The 18,897-nt window shown below is 36.4% G+C and carries 20 protein-coding genes; 17 read left to right on the forward strand and 3 right to left on the reverse strand.

Features of this window, described 5'->3' with window-relative positions:
- Positions 1–112: 112 nt before the first annotated feature.
- Positions 113–766 (reverse strand): ComF family protein, encoded by a 654-nt coding sequence (locus AB1278_RS05215; protein ID WP_202841176.1) that lies wholly within the window; start codon positions 764–766, stop codon positions 113–115.
- A 313-nt stretch (positions 767–1,079) separates the two neighbouring features.
- Positions 1,080–2,561 carry a helix-turn-helix domain-containing protein gene (locus tag AB1278_RS05220; protein ID WP_202841175.1) on the reverse strand — a complete coding sequence of 494 codons (1,482 nt, stop codon included), beginning with the start codon at positions 2,559–2,561 and terminating at the stop codon, positions 1,080–1,082.
- A 127-nt stretch (positions 2,562–2,688) separates the two neighbouring features.
- Between AB1278_RS05220 and aceB the strand changes: the two genes are divergently transcribed.
- The 11 genes from aceB (at position 2,689) to AB1278_RS05275 (ending at position 12,487) form a co-directional block, all read left to right on the forward strand.
- A complete protein-coding gene (gene aceB / locus AB1278_RS05225) occupies positions 2,689–4,263 on the forward strand; it encodes a malate synthase A (RefSeq protein ID WP_429812840.1) in 1,575 nt (524 codons plus the stop codon).
- Positions 4,264–4,371: 108 nt separating this feature from the next.
- Positions 4,372–5,652: an isocitrate lyase gene (gene aceA, locus AB1278_RS05230; RefSeq protein ID WP_238349644.1), complete on the forward strand. Its 1,281-nt coding sequence runs from the start codon at positions 4,372–4,374 to the stop codon at positions 5,650–5,652.
- 167 nt (positions 5,653–5,819) lie between these two features.
- Positions 5,820–6,392 carry an OmpH family outer membrane protein gene (locus AB1278_RS05235; RefSeq protein WP_202841173.1) on the forward strand — a complete coding sequence of 191 codons (573 nt, stop codon included), beginning with the start codon at positions 5,820–5,822 and terminating at the stop codon, positions 6,390–6,392.
- Positions 6,393–6,521: 129 nt separating this feature from the next.
- Positions 6,522–6,911, forward strand: coding sequence for an acyl-CoA thioesterase (locus AB1278_RS05240; protein WP_202841172.1), 390 nt, complete (start codon positions 6,522–6,524; stop codon positions 6,909–6,911).
- Between the two features lie 229 nt (positions 6,912–7,140).
- Positions 7,141–7,470, forward strand: coding sequence for a hypothetical protein (locus tag AB1278_RS05245; RefSeq protein WP_202841171.1), 330 nt, complete (start codon positions 7,141–7,143; stop codon positions 7,468–7,470).
- Between the two features lie 88 nt (positions 7,471–7,558).
- The gene (locus tag AB1278_RS05250; protein ID WP_202841169.1) at positions 7,559–8,725 is read left to right on the forward strand and encodes a hypothetical protein; all 1,167 of its coding nucleotides are present in this window, start codon (positions 7,559–7,561) and stop codon (positions 8,723–8,725) included.
- Positions 8,726–8,757: 32 nt separating this feature from the next.
- Positions 8,758–9,150, forward strand: coding sequence for a hypothetical protein (locus tag AB1278_RS05255; RefSeq protein ID WP_202841167.1), 393 nt, complete (start codon positions 8,758–8,760; stop codon positions 9,148–9,150).
- Positions 9,151–9,337: 187 nt separating this feature from the next.
- Positions 9,338–9,784 (forward strand): 6-pyruvoyl trahydropterin synthase family protein, encoded by a 447-nt coding sequence (locus tag AB1278_RS05260; RefSeq protein WP_202841165.1) that lies wholly within the window; start codon positions 9,338–9,340, stop codon positions 9,782–9,784.
- A gap of 20 nt (positions 9,785–9,804) precedes the next feature.
- Complete coding sequence (locus AB1278_RS05265) at positions 9,805–10,575, forward strand: UDP-2,3-diacylglucosamine diphosphatase (protein ID WP_202841163.1); 771 nt, start codon at positions 9,805–9,807, stop codon at positions 10,573–10,575.
- Between the two features lie 192 nt (positions 10,576–10,767).
- Positions 10,768–11,760, forward strand: a complete 993-nt coding sequence (locus tag AB1278_RS05270; RefSeq protein ID WP_429812847.1) for an acyl transferase — start codon at positions 10,768–10,770, stop codon at positions 11,758–11,760.
- 181 nt (positions 11,761–11,941) lie between these two features.
- Entirely contained in the window at positions 11,942–12,487 is a 546-nt protein-coding gene (locus AB1278_RS05275; protein WP_429812850.1) for a hypothetical protein, read from the forward strand.
- A gap of 270 nt (positions 12,488–12,757) precedes the next feature.
- On the opposite strand, the gene aqpZ is transcribed toward AB1278_RS05275, so the two are convergent.
- A complete protein-coding gene (gene aqpZ, locus AB1278_RS05280) occupies positions 12,758–13,474 on the reverse strand; it encodes an aquaporin Z (RefSeq protein ID WP_429817331.1) in 717 nt (238 codons plus the stop codon).
- A gap of 218 nt (positions 13,475–13,692) precedes the next feature.
- Here aqpZ and AB1278_RS05285 point away from each other — a divergent pair, with 218 nt between their 5' ends.
- The 6 genes from AB1278_RS05285 to AB1278_RS05310 all read left to right on the forward strand — a co-directional run bounded on the left by AB1278_RS05285 (position 13,693) and on the right by AB1278_RS05310 (position 18,719).
- Positions 13,693–14,313 carry a DUF5715 family protein gene (locus AB1278_RS05285; protein ID WP_227943444.1) on the forward strand — a complete coding sequence of 207 codons (621 nt, stop codon included), beginning with the start codon at positions 13,693–13,695 and terminating at the stop codon, positions 14,311–14,313.
- A gap of 62 nt (positions 14,314–14,375) precedes the next feature.
- Entirely contained in the window at positions 14,376–15,155 is a 780-nt protein-coding gene (locus AB1278_RS05290) for a hypothetical protein (RefSeq protein ID WP_227943443.1), read from the forward strand.
- 16 nt (positions 15,156–15,171) lie between these two features.
- The gene (locus tag AB1278_RS05295) at positions 15,172–15,795 is read left to right on the forward strand and encodes a hypothetical protein (protein WP_429812854.1); all 624 of its coding nucleotides are present in this window, start codon (positions 15,172–15,174) and stop codon (positions 15,793–15,795) included.
- A 149-nt stretch (positions 15,796–15,944) separates the two neighbouring features.
- Positions 15,945–16,577 carry a sensor histidine kinase gene (locus AB1278_RS05300; protein ID WP_429812857.1) on the forward strand — a complete coding sequence of 211 codons (633 nt, stop codon included), beginning with the start codon at positions 15,945–15,947 and terminating at the stop codon, positions 16,575–16,577.
- Positions 16,546–17,223: a response regulator gene (locus tag AB1278_RS05305; protein WP_429812860.1), complete on the forward strand. Its 678-nt coding sequence runs from the start codon at positions 16,546–16,548 to the stop codon at positions 17,221–17,223. The genes AB1278_RS05300 and AB1278_RS05305 overlap by 32 nt, the downstream gene beginning before the upstream one ends.
- Positions 17,224–17,372: 149 nt before the next feature.
- A complete protein-coding gene (locus tag AB1278_RS05310) occupies positions 17,373–18,719 on the forward strand; it encodes a T6SS phospholipase effector Tle1-like catalytic domain-containing protein (RefSeq protein WP_429812862.1) in 1,347 nt (448 codons plus the stop codon).
- The last annotated feature ends 178 nt before the right edge of the window (positions 18,720–18,897 follow it).

Here is an 18,897-nt window from a genome sequence, read left to right on the forward strand (position 1 = left end):
CTGAGAGTTTTCGGATTTAAAAATATTTTGATTATTTCTCCGTACAGAAAATCCCGAATCCCGAATCCCGAATCCCGAAACCCGCACCCCGAAACTCGCATCCGTTCCCATATCAAACATCCTCAGCCATCACCAAAACACTTACTTTATTATCTCCTGCATTTAAAATCTCCCACGCCACTGATGAAACCGTATTTCCTGTCGTGAAAACATCATCAATCAAAAGAATATGTTTTCCGGTAACAGGCTTGGTTGTGGAGAATGTATTGACAGTTTCCAGTCTGTGTTTCTTGTCTTTTAAGGCCTGTGCTTTAGAATAATGATTTCGTTTAATTAAATTATGATCAAAAGGAATGTTATAAAACGAAGATAAAGTTTCAGTAAATAAATGCAGCTGGTTATATCCCCTTTTCTTCAGTTTCTTTGGATGAAGCGGTACACTTACTAAAAGGTCAGGGAAATTATCTTTGAAATCAAGTCGTTCTGCTGTCCAATCGGCTAAGATTTTTCCTGCTTTTTCCCTGCTTCTATATTTCAGATCGTGAATAATCTGACGGCTTAAACCTTCCTTTTCAAACTGTATTAAAGCGAATGCGTTTTCAACCGGAAAAAATAAACTGCATTTTTCCTTAATCGGATTATTTTCAAAATAATTGTAATGGGTAAAGTGAATCTGACTGAAACAAAGATCACAAACCAAAAGTTCAGGATCAATGATTCTGCTGCAGTGGATGCAGCGGTTAGGAAACAATATATCTAATATCATAGTGTGTTTTTACTAAGATATGAAAATAATTGTCAATTTTTGCTTCGCAATGTCAATAGTGAATTATTATTGTTCGCGAATTTTATGAGCTAATGATTTCATTTATCAAAAGGAATTTTTTCGTTGTTGAGTGGAATGCCATAGCGGCCGAAAAGCTATTAAATAGTATAAAAAACTTTGTGAACTCCACATTTAGAAAAATAACTTACCCGTGAATTTCAACAGCAAATCTATTATTCACAAACCTGATCCAGCACCCCGAACCGTATAAAAATTCACAAGCGAAGCGCATTGATAATTCACGATTCACTTTTTAAATATCATCAAACGTCTTCCTGATCTTCTCAACAGCATTCTTCATACTCATATTAAAATGCTCCTTTTCCAGTCTTACCGGTGGAGCCTGTCTCACTTCACAGTCAGGAATACTGCAGGATTCGCATGTAACCCCTACATTAATGGTTTTTAAGGAAGGAGACTTGATAAAACCAATTTTTTTAATCGTTTGGGAATTCAGTAAAATCCCTAGGCAATAACTTCTGTTACTTCCATCTGAGAATGGATTTTTTTGTGAAGTAGAAATTACCAGATAACTTATTCCCTGATCTTTATAATGAGAAACCTGAGCATCCGTCAGGGTTTCATTTTCTTTTAAATCACCAAGATTTTTTACCGCAATCCATCTTCTGCAGTAATGCTCGTTCATTGCATTGGCATGAGGAGCCTGCTGGTGATTAAGATGAAGCTCTTTTAAAATCTGAATTTTATCCGAATTTTTCTTTTTTACCAGACATAAATAAAAAAGATCTTTAATTCCCATTTCAGCCGAGAGGATGTTGGTCAGCCGGTAATAAAATGTTTCAGGCGAGTGGGTGAAACTGCTGATAAGACTCTCAAAATTTTTAGGTTCCCATGTATTTTGCTGGAAAAATTCTGAGGTTTTTTCAATGACAGGTTCTTTTGAAATGAGCAATGCTCCTGCGAAATAAGAGGCGTAAAAGTTATTCAGAATTTCTTCAAAGCTTCCGAAATCAAGCCACGAATAGGTATTGGGACGGTTTTTTAATTCCAGTACATTGAAGCCGATTTCTTTAGCCAGAATGAATGTTTTCTGATCCTTTTCCAGTTTTTGATTCAGCAGTAATAATTTTTTTTCAGGAATGAAAAGAGAGCGGAGGTTATCCAGAGTTCCATATTTTTCAAAATCTTCAGACTGAATGGTGTAACTGAATTTTTCTGCAAGAATTGCCTCCAGGATGTCAGACTTTAGATCTTTTCCGGGCTGTAACTGATTTTCCCGGGTAAACAGATCAACCTTTTCTTCAATTTCCGGAAAATAGTTATCATATAATTCCTGAAATGACCTTAAGACGGCAAAATAAAATCTTTCCTTACCAAGATTATAATTCTGAGAAATTTCGATCAGGGCATTAATAAAAGCCGTTACTTTTTTCGGTGCATCGCTGATAATGCTGATGAGGTTGTTTTTATTAATTCCGAATAACTCCAGAGGAACTTCTTTAAAGAAATCAGACTGCAGGATTTCATTGAAAGGGGAAAGGCTTTTATCAAGTTTGGTAGAAACCAGATCGTCAAAAGTACAGCTCAGTGCTTCAGAAAGCTGAATGATTTTATCGTGCTTGGGATACTTTTTCCCGTTTTCAATTTCGTTGAGGTAAGATTTTGATAATCCTGTCTTTACAGCAAGATCCTGCAGAGACCAGTTTTTCTTTTGTCTCTGCTGTTTCAGTTTTAGCCCGAAAACTGTTTTGATAAAGTCGCTTTCTGAATTCATTACTTCAAATATAAATAATTAGATGCGATTATTCGCATAATAATTTTTAAATAAATTTAGCGAACGTTCGCTATTTGTGAAAATTTTTATTTATGTTTGTAATATCAAATCACAAAATCAATAGGTTATGGAAACAAAGACTCAATTAGAAATAAAGGCACAGAAGCGGTTTGAGGAAGTATTTACTCCCGATTTGGCAGATTTTCTGATTTCGCTTCATCAGAACTTTAATCATAAAAGACTTGAACTTTTAGAAGAAAGAAAAATTACTCAGCAAAATTTTGATAAAGGAAATCTTCCTGAGTTCTTGAAAGAAACAGCAGACATCCGGAATGGAAATTGGGTATGTGCTCCGCTTCCTGACGATATGCTGGATAGAAGAGTAGAAATTACCGGTCCTGTTGACCGCAAGATGATTATCAATGCCTTGAATTCCGGTGCTTCTACATTTATGGCCGACTTTGAAGATAGCAGCTCGCCAGTGTGGGAAAACTGTATTCAGGGACAGATTAATCTTTCTGATGCCATTAACCGGACTATTGATTTTGTGAACGAAAAAGGAAAGGCATACACCCTTAATGAAAAAACGGCTGTTTTACAGGTTCGTCCACGCGGCCTGCACCTTCCTGAAAAACATATTGAAATCAATGGAGAAAAAGCTTCCGGATCACTGACTGATTTTGGAATATATTTCTTCAGAAATGCAAAACAGCTTTTGGAAAATGGCAGCGGTCCTTACTTCTATCTTCCAAAACTGGAACATTATAAAGAAGCACGCTGGTGGAATGAAGTTTTTGTTTTTGCGCAAAACTATCTCGGAATTCCGGAGGGAACCATTAAAGCGACTGTTTTAATAGAAACGATTACCGCTTCGTTTCAGATTGATGAAATTTTATTTGAATTAAAAGAACACAGCGCAGGATTGAATTGCGGAAGATGGGATTATATTTTCTCATACATTAAAAAATTCAGAAACCTTACCGAATTTATTGTTCCGGACAGAGATCAGGTAACCATGACATCTCCCTTTATGAGTGCTTATTCAAAAAGGGTGATTGAAATCTGCCATAAAAGAAATGTACATGCAATAGGCGGAATGGCTGCCCAGATTCCTGTAAAAGATGATGACGAAGCCAATACTATTGCTTTTGAAAAAGTAAGAAATGATAAAGAAAGGGAAGTAAAAAACGGTCACGACGGAACCTGGGTAGCACATCCCGCATTGGTAGCTGTCGCAAAAGAAATTTTTGACCAGTTTATGCCTTCCCAAAATCAGATCGATAAAAAATTTGAATACCATATAACAGAAAGCCAGCTGCTGGAAATTCCCAAAGGAGAAATCACAGAAAAAGGAGTCCGTAAAAATATCAATGTAGGAATTCTTTATCTTGAAAGCTGGCTGATGGGAACCGGTGCTGCCGCTATTTATAATCTGATGGAAGATGCCGCTACTGCAGAAATTTCAAGAACACAAATCTGGCAATGGCTGAAAAATGAAGCAGTTCTGAGTGACGACAGAACATTAACCCGAAGCATGGTACTGCAGTGGGAAAAAGAAGAAATGGATCATATTGAAAAATATGTAGGTGAAACCCTATTCAAAAGCGGAAAATTCAACCTCGCCAAAGAACTTTTCAATGAATTGATTTTCTGCGAAAATTTTGAAGAATTTCTAACCCTTAAAGCATACCCTTTTATCTAATTGGAGAGTGAGAGAGTAGAAGTGTCCGAAAGTTTGAGAATTATATCTCGTACCTCCGAACCTCGTAACCCGAACCCCAAAAATCTAATCAAACAAAATCCAAATATTATGAAAACAAGACAAGAACAAATCCAGGCTATTGAGCAAGATTGGCTGACAAATCCACGTTGGCACGGTGTAAAAAGACCTTATACGGCAGAAGAAGTTCTTAAACTTCGCGGTTCTTATACCATTGAATACACTATTGCGACAGAAATGTCCAAAAAATTCTGGGATAAATTAAATACCCAGGATTATGTGGCGGGACTGGGTGCACTGACAGGTAATCAGGCGGTGCAGGAAGTGGATGCCGGCCTGGAAGCAATTTATCTTTCAGGATGGCAGGTGGCTGCAGATGCTAACCTGTCAGGGGAGATGTATCCGGATCAGTCATTGTATCCGGCCAATTCAGTGCCTTCTGTGGTAAAGAAAATTAATAATGCCTTACTAAGAGCGGATCAGGTGCAGTCTGTAAGCGGAACAGGAAATAAAGAATATCTGGTGCCTATTATTGCCGATGCAGAAGCAGGTTTTGGAGGTAATCTGAATGCTTTTGAACTGATGAAACAAATGATTGAAGCCGGAGCGGCTGCCGTACATTTTGAAGATCAGCTTTCTTCCGCTAAAAAATGTGGCCACTTGGGCGGGAAAGTATTGGTGCCTACTCAGGAAGCGGTCAATAAGTTGATAGCAGCGCGTCTGGCTGCCGATGTATTGGGCGTTCCAAGTCTTATCATTGCAAGAACGGATGCGGATGCAGCAGATTTACTGACTTCTGATATTGATGACAGAGATAAGAAATTCGTAACCGGAGAAAGAACTTCTGAAGGTTTTTACGTGGTAAGAAACGGAGTTGAGCAGGGAATCGACAGAGGACTGTCTTATGCGCCATATGCTGATCTGATCTGGATGGAAACCTCCAATCCTGACCTGGAGCAGGCCAGAAGATTTGCAGATGGAATTCATGCAAAATTCCCTGGAAAAATGCTTGCTTATAACTGTTCACCTTCATTCAACTGGGCTGCAAAACTGAGTGTGGAAGAAATGTCTACTTTCAGAGAAGAGCTGGCTAAAATGGGGTACAAATTCCAGTTTATTACCCTTGCAGGATTCCATGCTTTGAATACAGCCATGTTTGAGCTGGCACTGGCTTATAAAGAAAGAGGAATGGCAGGATATTCTGAACTTCAGGAGCGCGAATTTGCACTACAGCAGAAAGGATTCAGAGCGGTGAAGCATCAATCTTTTGTAGGAACAGGATATTTTGATGAAGTGCAGAATATTGTTACCAACGGTTCCTCAGCTACTGTAGCAATGAAAGATTCTACAGAAACAGCACAGTTCCATTAGTCATTTTTCCATATTTTTTGATGTTAAACCTTCTCTTTGAGGAGGTTTTTCTTTGTCTGAAGTTGTTTAAACCTGTTTTTTACACCATGTAATTTCAAATTAATAATTACATGATAAGTAATTGAAATTTGAGTTATATTTGGGAGCGAAAAAAAATATTATTACAAATGAATTTAATTAAGACAATTTTTATTGCGTTAGGATTAACACTTACTGCAAATATTGTACATGCTCAACAGAAGATTGGAAGTGTAAATACAGAGGACATTTTTGCAAGTTTATCTGAAGTAAAAACTATAGGAACTACTATTGATAACCTGACTAAGACCAGGCAGACTGAAATTGAGAAGCTTATCGGTGATTATCAGACTAAATTGAAAGCGGCACAGGATAAAGAAAAAACGTTAAGCGAAGCCAATAAAGAAGCTGTGACCAAAGAACTGATTGCAGCACAAACAGAATTACAGGCTTTAGGTAAGAAGATAGAGGAAACCAGAACACAGGCTGCTAAAGATATTTCTGCCAAACAAAACGAATTGTTTAGTCCTTTACAGAAGAAAGTAAAAGATGCTATTTATGCTGTAGCAAAAGAAAGAAACCTGAATTTTGTATTTGATGTAGCATCACAGGAATCTAATAACCTTCTTTACACAGACGGAAGCGAAGATATCACTGCTACTGTGAAAACCAAATTAGGGGCTACGGCAACAACTGCCAAGCCAGCCGGGAAATCTAAATAAGAATTTTCAATATACTGAATATTGTAACGGAATCAGAACGATGATTCCGTTTTTTTATGGACAAAAGTGAGTGGCTGGATGAAGAAAGTTTTATTTTAAAATGATACATTTGAGTAAACTTTCAGGAGAATGAATTTGATGTACGAAAAACAGATCAAAGTAACAGAAGAGCATATTGATCAGAACAACCATGTGAATAATGTACAATATGTACACTGGGTGGAAGAAGTGGCAGCAGAGCACTGGGATCTTCTGAAACAGCAAACAGAATATGTAAACGACGCCTGGATGCTTCTGGATCATCATATCCGATATAAAAAACAGGTTTATCTGGATGATATCATTACGGTAAGAACTTATCCTCTGACTCCCGAAGGAGCCAAACAGCCAAGAAAAGTTGAGTTCTATTGCAATGAAGAACTTGTGGTAGACTCAAGTACGCTTTGGATTCTGTTTGATCCTGAAACCAAAAAAATAAAACGTCTGGAAAACGACTGGCTGGAGAAGTTTTTTAATTAGAACAAGGTGTAGAGTAAAACAATTTTAACTTGTTAAAATGGAATTTGAGTATAAAAAGAATAAAATTGTAGGCAATTTGATATTGGGGTATTTTTATCTGTGTTTTACTGTTTTTATTTCTGGTGCCATTGTACGTAAAATGATTCTGAACTGGAATGAACTTTCATTATCAAAGATATTTTCATTTGCTGTTCCGGTTTTACTGTTTTCTTTTCTTACTTATCTCTTTTTGGGAACAGCAATAATCAGAAAAAAATATTATTTGCGAAATTTAAGGGAAGAAGCTAAAATTGATCCTTTAGAAAAGCAAATCATAGTATTGGATAAACAGAGCCAAAAAGAGAGAAAAATAGATTTTGATAAAATTAAAGCCGTTGAATTGTATTATTCATGGAATTCAAATGCCTTTTCATCAGATCTGGGATATTCTAAAATTGTAATTGAGGATAATGCTGAACCTATTTTGATTACTCAGAATAATATCAACCAATACTATATTTATAAAGCTTTTAAGAATAAAGTAACTGTAAATAAATCAAAATTTGCAAATAACTTATAAAGAAATGATTTGAGCCAGGCCTCTTGTACTGTTGGCTCTGAATTTGTAGCTTATCGGATGACAATTATCAATCAAAAACTAGATACATATGAAATTCTCTTATTCACTGACTTTACTCTTGTTAAGCATGGCGGGCTATGGCCAGGAAAATCCTTACTGGTTTACAGATGATATTAAAAAAAAGGTGGCAGACTCCACCCAAAGTCAATCCTGGAGAAGCCAGATGGCTGCAACATTTTACTCGATAAGCGGACAATATAAATCTGCATTGGAAAGTTGGGATATGACTTTTGGAAGAGTGAAAAAGCTGAGCACTGCAGATAGTTTGAAGTTTACGAAATTAATCCCCGTCAACGCAAAAGATTATATCTTAGAAAGATCCGTTAGTGAACAGATTATCATCATTAATGAAGCCCATCACAATGCCAGTCACCGAACTTTCGCATCTTCCTTACTTCAGGGATTATATGACAAAGGTTACAGATATTTGGGACTTGAAACATTAGCGGGTGACTCTGTAAACACCACAAAATTTGCTGCTCTTAACAGTGGATATTATTCCAAAGAACCGGAATTCGGAAACTTTATTTACAATGCCTTGAAAATTGGGTTCAAGCTTTTCTCATATGAAGCAGAAGGAAATAATAAACAAAGGGAAATAGGAGAGGCAAACAATATCTTCGATTTTATGCAGAAAAATAAAGAAGGCAAATATCTGATCTATTGTGGCTATCAGCATGCTTATGAAGGGGTTCATAAATCCTGGGAGAAAACAATGGCGGGGCGACTTTCCGACCTGACGGGGATCAATCCTTTTACGATTGACCAGACTCAGTTTTCAGAAAAAAGTAGCCTGAAGTATAATGAACCGCTTTTAAGATTGATAAATAATACCATCCCTGTTGTTTTGAAAGATGAAAATAAGGGAATATACAATGGAGAAGACAAGGAGTTGTATACTGATATTAAAATCATTCATCCTGTTACTAAATACATCAACGGAAGGCCGCATTGGATGTTGAGTAAAAACAGGAAGTTTTACAAAATTCCTTCTTCTAAAATTTCAAATTATCCGGCCCTGGTTTTAGCTTACAGAAAAGGTGAATTTGAAAAGGAAGGTGTTCCTGCGGATATCATTGAACTCAATACTTCCCAAGACAGTCGTTTTTTAATCCTGGATAAAGGAAATTATGATATTGTTGTAAAAGATAAAGCGTATACCATTATTAACAAGTTTGAAAAAACGATAAGATAATGTCTGAAATATCTGGGTAGAAGAACGAGGTAATGAAAAATAAGTTAAGAAAAATAACTGTCAATACTATAGAATACTTGTATTTGGTTTCTGATCAATATCACTCTGAAACTAAAACTAATACTTTGACTGTAAAAGTATTTTTAAACGGACAAAAGCAAACCCCTCTAATCATCAAATTTATGACTGTCGAGGATTATGTAATGGGGCAGCCTTTAAAATCAGGTGTGAAACTGATGAATAAAATCACAGGTTCAGAAGATGAGATAAATCTCAATAAGCCTAAATACATCAGGCAGTTAATTGTAATGGGGTTAAAAAAAGGATGGTCCGGTTTCAATTCAATGGAAATACAAAACGGACTTGATTATTTGAGAGAATTAGGCTTTCAAACCGGTCAATTAAAACCAGAATATAATGAATAATTTTTCCTGTAATGTAATAGAATAAAACGACCGCTGTTTTTACTAGGGAAACATCAAACAAACATCTCCATGAAACTTTCTATTTCAACAATATTATTTTCAGGTTTTTTCTAAAAAGAATATTTTAAAATCGTTGTAATAGAAACAGTCTTTTCTCTATTAAGCTGTTTTATCCTATCTTTGTACTATGATACGTATTACAAAAATTTTTACATTCGAAACGGCTCACGTGCTTTACAACTACGATGGGAAGTGTAAAAATATGCATGGGCACTCCTATAAACTGTTTGTAACAGTGAAAGGAAAACCGATTAATGATATTGAAAATCCTAAAAATGGAATGGTGGTAGATTTCGGAGATATCAAAAGTATCGTAAAATCTGAAATCGTAGATGTATGGGACCATGCGGTTCTTGTCAATGCGCTGTCTCCACACAAAGAACTGGGAGATGACCTTGAACAGAAAGGACATAAAGTAATCTATTGCAGCTTCCAGCCAACCTGTGAAAACATGTTGTATGCCATTGCTGCTAAAATCAAATCGAGACTTCCCGAAGGAATTTCTTTAGCCTATCTTAAACTTCATGAGACAGAAAACTCTTATGGAGAATGGGTTGCAGAAGATAATCAATAATTTTTCACAAAACTCAGAAGGTGTTAAAAACAACAATTAATTTAGAACCTGGAAAAAAAGTATATTTCGCTTCGGATCAGCATTTTGGTGCCCCTACACCAAAGGAAAGCAAGGTGCGGGAAGAGAGATTTATACGCTGGATGGATGAGATCAAGGAAGATGCGCAGGTTTTGTTTTTAATGGGTGATCTTTTTGACTTCTGGCACGAATGGAAGCATGTCATTCCCAAAGGATATGTCCGGGTGCTCGGGAAAATTGCAGAATTGAAAGACAGAGGAATTCATATTTATTTCTTTGTCGGAAATCATGATCTTTGGATGAAAGATTATCTGGAAGAAGAAATCGGGTGTACCGTATTCTATCAGAAACAATATTTTGAAATGGGAGGGAAGCAGTTTCTGCTGGCCCATGGAGATGGTTTGGGACCTGGAGATAAAGGCTATAAAAGAATGAAAAAATTATTCACAAACCCTGTGGCACAATGGTTTTTCAAATGGCTTCATCCCGATATTGCGATGAAAGTAGCATTGTATCTTTCCCAAAAAAATAAAATGATCTCAGGAGAAGAGGACAAGGCTTTTCTGGGAGAAGATAAAGAGTTTCTCATCATTTATTCCAAAGAAAAGCTGAAAACCCAGAAGATTGATTATTTTATCTATGGACACAGACATCTGCCTATGGTACTGGATCTGGAACAGAATGCAAAATATATCAACCTTGGAGACTGGATTTCCTATTTCACTTACGGGGTTTTTGAAAAAGATTTTGAACTGGAAACTTTTGAAAAATAAAGCAAAAAAAATTACCTCTAAAAAGAGGTAACTTTCGAACGGGTGGAAAACCCACTCTTGTTTTTAATCCATATTCCGGATAAGTCATTGCAATAAGTCTACCAAAATAGGTTTTATGCATTAAAAAATTATTAAAAAAATATTCTATCTCTATAATTGCCCTGCAGCCGGGGATTAAGAAACTCAAAAATTATGGAACTGAAAAATATATTCAACATACAGACTGAACAGGATTTCCTGAATGCCTCATTGAAAACATTTCGTTATCAATATGAAAATGTTGAAATATACAGGAAATTTGTTGATTTTCTGAAGGTTAGTCCCGATGAGGTAGATAGTCTGGTGAAGATTCCGTTTCTTCCTATTGAAATGTTTAAAAATCATCAGATTCTGGATAAAAATGTGGATACGGATCTTTTCTTTCAAAGTTCAGGAACCACCCAGATGAACCTTTCCAAACATTTCATCGCAGATCCGGAACTTTATGAGGAGAGTATTTATAAAAGCTTTGAACAGTTCATCGGAAAACCGGAAGATTTTATTTTTCTGGGGCTGCTTCCAAGTTATCTTGAGAGACAGAATTCATCACTCATCTATATGGTAGATTATCTGATGAAAAAATCTGCCAAGCCGGAAAACGGATATTTCCTTTATAATCATGCTGAACTCTTTGAACTATTGAACACCTTGCAGGATAAAAAAGTGATTCTTTTCGGAGTTTCTTTTGCTTTATTAGACTTTCTTGATTACTGTCATTCTGAGCAAAGCGAAGAATTCCTGAATTTCCCTGAAAATTTAATAGTGATTGAAACCGGCGGTATGAAGGGGCGGAAGGAAGAAATGACCAAGGATGAATTGCTTAAAATATTGCAGGAAGGCCTTAAAACGGAGAAAATCTATTCAGAATATTCTATGACAGAGTTACTTTCACAGGCTTACTCCCTTGGAAATAATGAATATGAGTGTCCCAACTGGATGAGAATTATGGTTCGCAATGCAGAAGATCCCTTAACGTACCAAAAAGAAGGCCGCACAGGAGCTATTAATATTATTGATCTTGCCAATACCCATTCCTGCTCATTTATTGCCACACAGGATTTAGGAAAAATAATCGGTGATAAATTTCAGGTGTTAGGAAGAATAGACCATTCAGATATCAGAGGATGTAGTTTACTGGTTAGCTGATGATTTAAACCGAAGAAAGCAATTGTTAATTGTCAATTCGCTCCACTTGTTAATTTTTGTATCATAAAATAATTTGAAACTTTTGCTGAGTGAAACGCCCTTGCGAGCCTTTAAACACTTGGCTATTAAAAACTTTGCGGGCATTGCGTTTTATTAAAAATATCTTTACCATCATAAAAAAATGATCAAAATAGAAGAACTCATACACGCCTACATCCATTCCCATTGCGATTTTGAAAAAGAAATCGTACTGACGAATTATTTTCAGGCAGATTGGGAAGCAGACATCTTAATCATAGATTCGGAAGGTGGAAGTCATGAAATTGAAATTAAACTTTCAAAAAGTGATTTTAAAAATGATTTCAAAAAATCATACCTGAATAAAGACACCGGAGAAAAATTTCTGAAACACGATAAAATTTCCTGTGGGGATTATATGTGTAATTCTTTCAGTTTTTTGCTCCCGATGGGAATGGTAGATGCTGCTTTAATTCCGGAACATTGCGGAATCATTGAATTCTATCACAATGCGGATACCTGGGATACCGAATTTTATCTGATCCGCCAGCCTAAAAAACTCCATGAAGATTCCTACTGGAGATTGAATGACAAAGATTTTTTTATCAGGAAGATGGCTTTGAATCTTCTCCAGCGTAAAATGGAAATCAAAGGAAAGCATGAGGAACTTATTTTTAAAAATCCCTTTGAAATCAAAAAACTGAAATAAAATTAAGGAGGTCTCTTATTCTAACGCAAAGACTTATTTTTAAAGTTTAAGAAAGCAAAAAAGGAATCAATTTCATTGATTTTTATTAAGCGATCGTAAAACCTATCACTTTATCAACGACGTAGTCGTAACCACTTTGCTCCCTTAAATAAAAATTCATCTTTATAAAAACTTTGTGTTTACAAAGAATTTCAAAACAATTATTCAAAATCAGAAAATAAAAAAATCCTGCCGCCTGACAGGATTTTATCATTGAATAGTATTTTAAAATTAATCTGCAATTTCAGCAGTATCTCTCTGAAGTAAGAACTTGTAGATTAAACCTCCTACAACTCCTCCCAAAATAGGGGCAACCCAGAACAGCCAAAGCTGCGACATGGCAATTCCTCCCACAAAGACTGCCTGAGAAAGTGATCTCGCTGGGTTTACAGAAGTATTTGTAATCGGGATTGAGATCAGGTGGATCAACGTAAGAGCAAGACCGATGGCAAGACCGGCAAACTTACCGTTAGCCCACTTATCCGTGGCTCCCATGATTACAATAAGGAAAAAAGCGGTTAATAAGAACTCAGCAAGAAATGCAGCTCCCATACTGAAAGCTTTTCCGTTATAAACGGCTTCACCGTAAAAGTTGGTAGCGAAATCTCCGGGTTTTGAGAATTCTACCGCTCCGGCTCCGTTAAGAATCGTATACAGGCATCCTGCTGCTACAATTGCTCCCAGACACTGTGCTACAATGTAAGGGATAAGGTCTTTTGCAGAAAATCTTCCTCCTGCTAAAAGTCCAAAAGAAACTGCCGGATTAAAATGCCCTCCTGAGATATGCCCTACAGCGTAAGCCATGGTAAGAACAGTAAGACCGAAGGCTAAAGCAACTCCTAAAAGTCCGATGCCAATATCTGGAACACCGGCTGCAAAAACAGCGCTTCCACATCCTCCGAAAACAAGCCAAAATGTGCCGAAAAATTCAGCGAAAAGTTTTTTTATCATGTTGTTTATTGTTTAAAGTATCTCAAATGTAAAATTTAAATCTTAAAGTAAAAAGATAAATCTGAAAAATATTTCAAAAAAGAGAGAACAAAAATTACAAAATCTGTAATTTGGTGTAAAGTTTGTTTGGGATTTGTTTAGAGAGTATAATAGTCGGTTTTGAAAGATATAACATAAATGTTTTATCTTTCATTTGTAATTTAAAAGGATGGTGAATGAGAAAGTTTTTTTGTGTGGTCTTTGTACCTTTTATTTATAGTTTACATTATTCGCAGGCAGCTAAAAAAGCTTTTCCCTGCTATGATCTTGCCACTGTATTGAAGGTTGAACCTACACCGCTTTATAAATCTCATCTTGATGCCTCAAAAAGTTTTGGGGTACAGCTGCTGAAAGATTCCAAAACAGTGCAGCGATACATCAATAGCGGCAAATTCCACAAAATAAAAAAATCGGGTAAAGGATATCGCGTTCAAAAACTTGATTACAGCAGGGCTTATATGGTATCAAAGGCAAAAACTACATTGGAAAAAATAGGTTCTAAGTTCAGCAAGGATACAAAAGGCGGTACCTTTACTGTTTCATCCATTACCAGAACGCTTGAAGACCAATGCAGGCTTAGAAGAGTGAATTCCAACGCCTCACTAGGGATTAGTTCACACAATTATGGCAATTCTTTTGACATTTCTTATGTAAGATTCAACAACGTTTTAAAGTACAATCCGAAAATGGAATTGGCATTGGAGAAAGTTTTAAAGTATTATGAGAAAGCCGGTAGAATATATTTCATCAAAGAGAAACAACAGAGCTGTTATCATATTACTGTGAAAAATTATTAATTAAAATCCTCTTGCGTAGCATATTTAGTTTCTATATTTTTATAGGACTAAAAACTATGCTTATGTCAACATTAAACATTGTAGACTATATGCTGCCTGTAGAAGAATGCAGGACAGCATCAAATGAGTGGAAAGCATCTCTTTCAGACTTTTCCAGGATTCAAAAGCTTATCCCTACCAACTATGTTTTTAATATTTCCAGAGAACACCTTGAATGGATGAAAGGGTTCAGTGATTATAAAGACTTCTGTGCTGCAGTAGGAATTTACAGAGACCGGTTGATTCTTATTTTTTATCCTATGAATAACGACGGGGAAAAAATAGATGTAAAAGAATATCCATACAGCTTCCTTACCGAACTTGATAAAGATCTGAGGCTGCAGGAAATACAGGAATATACTGTCATCAGAAATGCGGTTCTTTCCAGAGATCTTGAGAGTATGGAGAAGAATGCCAATATGGGATTCCCCGTTTCCAATACACCGGTTCTTGAGCAGGACAAAGCTGTAGATGCCATTGAACGCTGGAGAAACCAGGGGATGGACTGGTTTTATAAAGAGAGCAGAGAAAATGAAGGCAGCGGAATTTTCAGAAAATTCTATGTTCCTATAGCAGACCTTTGCCTTTCAGATGAAGGGCTGGCCGGTATTACCTGTTCTTTTGGTATCAGATACAATGATATCTATGGAAAAATGCTGGTAACCCTTATTTTTATCTCTTTCCGTGAAAATCTCAGGAATGCAGAACTGGGAGCAGAAGTGATTTCCAATACTTATGACTGGGCAAAGCCGTGTCCTCCTATCTGCCGTATTCCGGATGTAGATGTAGGATGCGAATTTTAAAATGATATACTGAGGAATGGCTGGACTTTATAAGGCAATTTTATTCCTGAATTATGCACTGCTTCTATCTGTTATACTGCTGGGAGCAGCAAAATACCGCATATTAAATCATAAAGAAAAGCAATATTTTCATTGTATTGCTTTTCTTTTTTTTATTGAGCTGCTGAATCTGGCGCTGCCTTATATCTTCAGACTGAATGATACCTCATTCCTCTATCCTTTATATATCGCAGGAGAATTTTTCCTTCTGACGGGCTTATTTGTCAGAAAACTGGACTGGCCAAAAGCTGTTCTGTGGATTACAGGTACATTGGCAGCGGGTTTTATGATCTCGAAATACGGATTCGATTATCCTGCCAATGCCGATATAGCGAAAGTAGTTTCCAATATCATTATCATCTGTCTTTCCGGGTTTACGCTGATCCGTGAGATTAAGAATACCTCTTTACAGAATCGTTTTCTTCTCGTAGATGCCAGTATTTTTTTCTACTATTCCGTTTCGGTATTTATTTTTATTATCCAGCATCAGATTGCCAATCTGTCGGAAAACGATTACTATACAATTCTCAGTGCCAATAATATTCTTTCGGGTATTTTGTACTGTTCATTTTTATACACTTTTATCAGATTAAAGAAGTAACTTTAAATATCAATCTGCTGATCCTTATAATTGTTACCATAACAGTTATAGTATCCTTTATTCTGTTAGCGTACAGGGCTTTTATAACCAGAATCATTAAGGAGAAAAATGTACAGCATGAGGCGGAAGTTCTCCATCAGAAGAAATTGGTGCTGGAAAACATCAAAGCCCAGGAAGAAGAAAGAAAAAGAATTGCGGTCATGATTCACGATGATATCGGAAACCGTCTCAATATCCTTTCCTTATGGTTAAATAATCTGGATACTCAGGGCGATGAGCTGATCAAAAAAAATATCTACGGCCAGATGTCTTCCCTGATTGATGCTGCCAGAAGTATTTCCCATTCATTATACCCTGTAAACCTGGAGTCGGTAGGGCTGGTTTTATATGTTGAAGAATTAATAGCCAACCTTTCCCACAAAATCAATATCTCTTTGCAGGTGATGCAGGGATATGAAAAGAAAGATCTTTTCGTGGAAGTACAGCTGTACAGAATTATTCAGGAGTTTACTACCAATGTGATCAAACATTCGGACGCAACAGATATTTGGATTTACATGAAAGATTATCCTGAAAATATGGCTGTAGTGATTTCGGATAACGGGCAGGGCTTTGAATATGAAGAAGTGAAAAAAGGAATGGGGATAAAAAATATCGAATCCCGCATCAAATCTATGAATGCCACACACAAATGGAAAAAAACATTTTCAAACAAAGGAAGTCGTTTAATCATAAAAATTCCAAAATATCATGAGTTCCCAAATCAAACTAGCACTGATTGATGATGAACAGCTGATCCTCGAAGGGGTAAAAATGCTGCTGTCCAATGAAAAAAATATATCGGTGACCCTTACCGCAGATAATGGCCCCGATTTTATCGAAGACCTCGGAAAACTTTCAAAAGATGAATTCCCTGATATTGCTCTTGTAGATGTTCAGATGAAACCGATGAACGGTTTTGAACTGGTAGAAATCCTCAAAGAGAAATTTCCCGATCTTAAAATTATTATCCTGTCATCCCATTATAAGACCTCAATTCTCGGATATATGGTCAAGCTGGGAGTATCTGCGTTTCTGCCGAAAAATTCGAATAAGAAAACCTTTATTGATGCCATTACAATGGTAGACAAAAACGGAGTTTTTTTTACGGCTGAAGATCATCAGATGCTGTTTACTTATATGAACAGTTCTGCCAAGAAAAATTCTCTTTTTGAAACAGAAGATGAATTATCCGAAAGAGAAAAAGATGTGGTAAAACTGATCTGCCAGGAACTGACTAACAACGAAATCGGAGAAAAACTCTTTATCAGCCCGAGAACTGTAGAAAGTCACAGACAGCGTATTCTCGAAAAAATCGGAGCCAGAAATACAGTAGGAATAGTCATCTATGCTATTGTCAACAATATTTACTCTCTTGAAAAAATATAAATTGATTCCGTAGAAATACGGAATTTTTTATTTGGTACTTTTCACTCTAGCGAACCTTGTTTTTCTTCTGTTATTTTGGAATGTCTCTTTAAGGGATGTCAGTTGAAAAAAACACAACAGGATCTGTAATAAAAAATTAAAGTAGAAACATGAATGGTAACAGAGTGATTTCCGTCGGGATTTTCTTTGACGGCACAGGAAATAATGGGGGCAATATTCTTTCTCCGGATAAACCGCTGAATAATAATGAAAGCTATTACGGGACTTTCAGCAATATCTATAAATTATACAGTCTGTTCGTTGGAGATGAAAAGATATATATTGAAGGAATTGGTACTGTAACAGGTCATGAAGATAATAATTTTGCTATGGCAACCTGTGCAAACCCACCCTATGGAAGTGGTTATTCATCTGATGATAAACTTCAGAAAGCCGGGGAATTTGTGCAAAAAATAACCCATGATGACACCAAAGAATACCATTTTTATGTATACGGATTCGGCCGGGGAGGTATGTTGGCAAGAACCTTCTGTAATCAGCTTCTGACTCATTATGCTGTGGGAAATTGCAGAATAAAATTTCTGGGGCTTTTTGATACGGTAGAGTCCAAACCTTTTAATACCTATAATATGAATATGTCTGTACAGATAGAGAATGCTCTGCATTTCTGTGCAGTTAATGAGGGCAGGTTTTTCTTTCCGCTTACCGGCTTATTTGAGAATTCAAAAACAATGCAGGATCAGAAATCAGAAAAAAAATCATCAGTTTGGAAAGAAGTATTCGTTCCCGGAGATCATGCCGATATTGGAGGCGGCTATCTTGAAGGACCGCAATCTGTTTATATTTCTACAGATTTCGCAAATGTTGATGATCTGCATAGCTATGTTTCAGATATCAGAAATGCAAAAACCAGTGCTGATGGAAATAAAATCTGGGATGCATTGCTCTCAGAATATAAAGTGGAAACAGTGAATGGACTTTCGCAGGCATTTGTGTGCAGGGATAAAGTATATAACGACCTCTCAAAAGTATATGGAAAACTGATGATGGATGAGACCAATATCATATTGTCAGTGTTTAGTACAGAAAATGAAGCCTATTTCGGAACAGATTATAATAAACATTCTTTTCTTAGCAGGTATTATAGTAAAATGAAAGAATATCTGAAGGATCTTTCCGGAAACAAAAAGCCAATATATGATTTCGGAAGATTTGCAGAGTATACGCATATTTCATCAAACTTCGGATTGTACAGTAATAGTTTCCGGTACAGAACCCAGCGTGAAATTAATATTGAGCTGATCAATAACGGATTAAATGTATCAAGCAGTACCTCCGTTGATGAAACAAGCCGGACAAAAAGACTTTCCGTAGAACTTCATCTGCCGGAAGACAGCTTTGTTGCAGATTTTCTTTATGGAACAAACGTTCCCAATAATGATATCTGGCTTCGCTCTATTGTAAAAACACCGGCAGCTGTTAGAGTAAATGAATAGAAGCATTCGTGAAAATACTTCTCAGTTTTAAATTTAGGTTAGGGGACATCTCATGGTGTCTCCTTTTTTGCGGTTTAATGTTTTACCTACAGAGAAAAATTGCCAAATTCTGGCCTGTTTTTTTATTTCTCGGCTATTCATTTCTTTTTCCGTATTTTTGCACCCGAAAATTCATTAT

Source organism: Chryseobacterium sp. NRRL B-14798 (assembly GCF_050470705.1).
Taxonomy (GTDB): Bacteria; Bacteroidota; Bacteroidia; order Flavobacteriales; family Weeksellaceae; genus Chryseobacterium; species Chryseobacterium cupriresistens.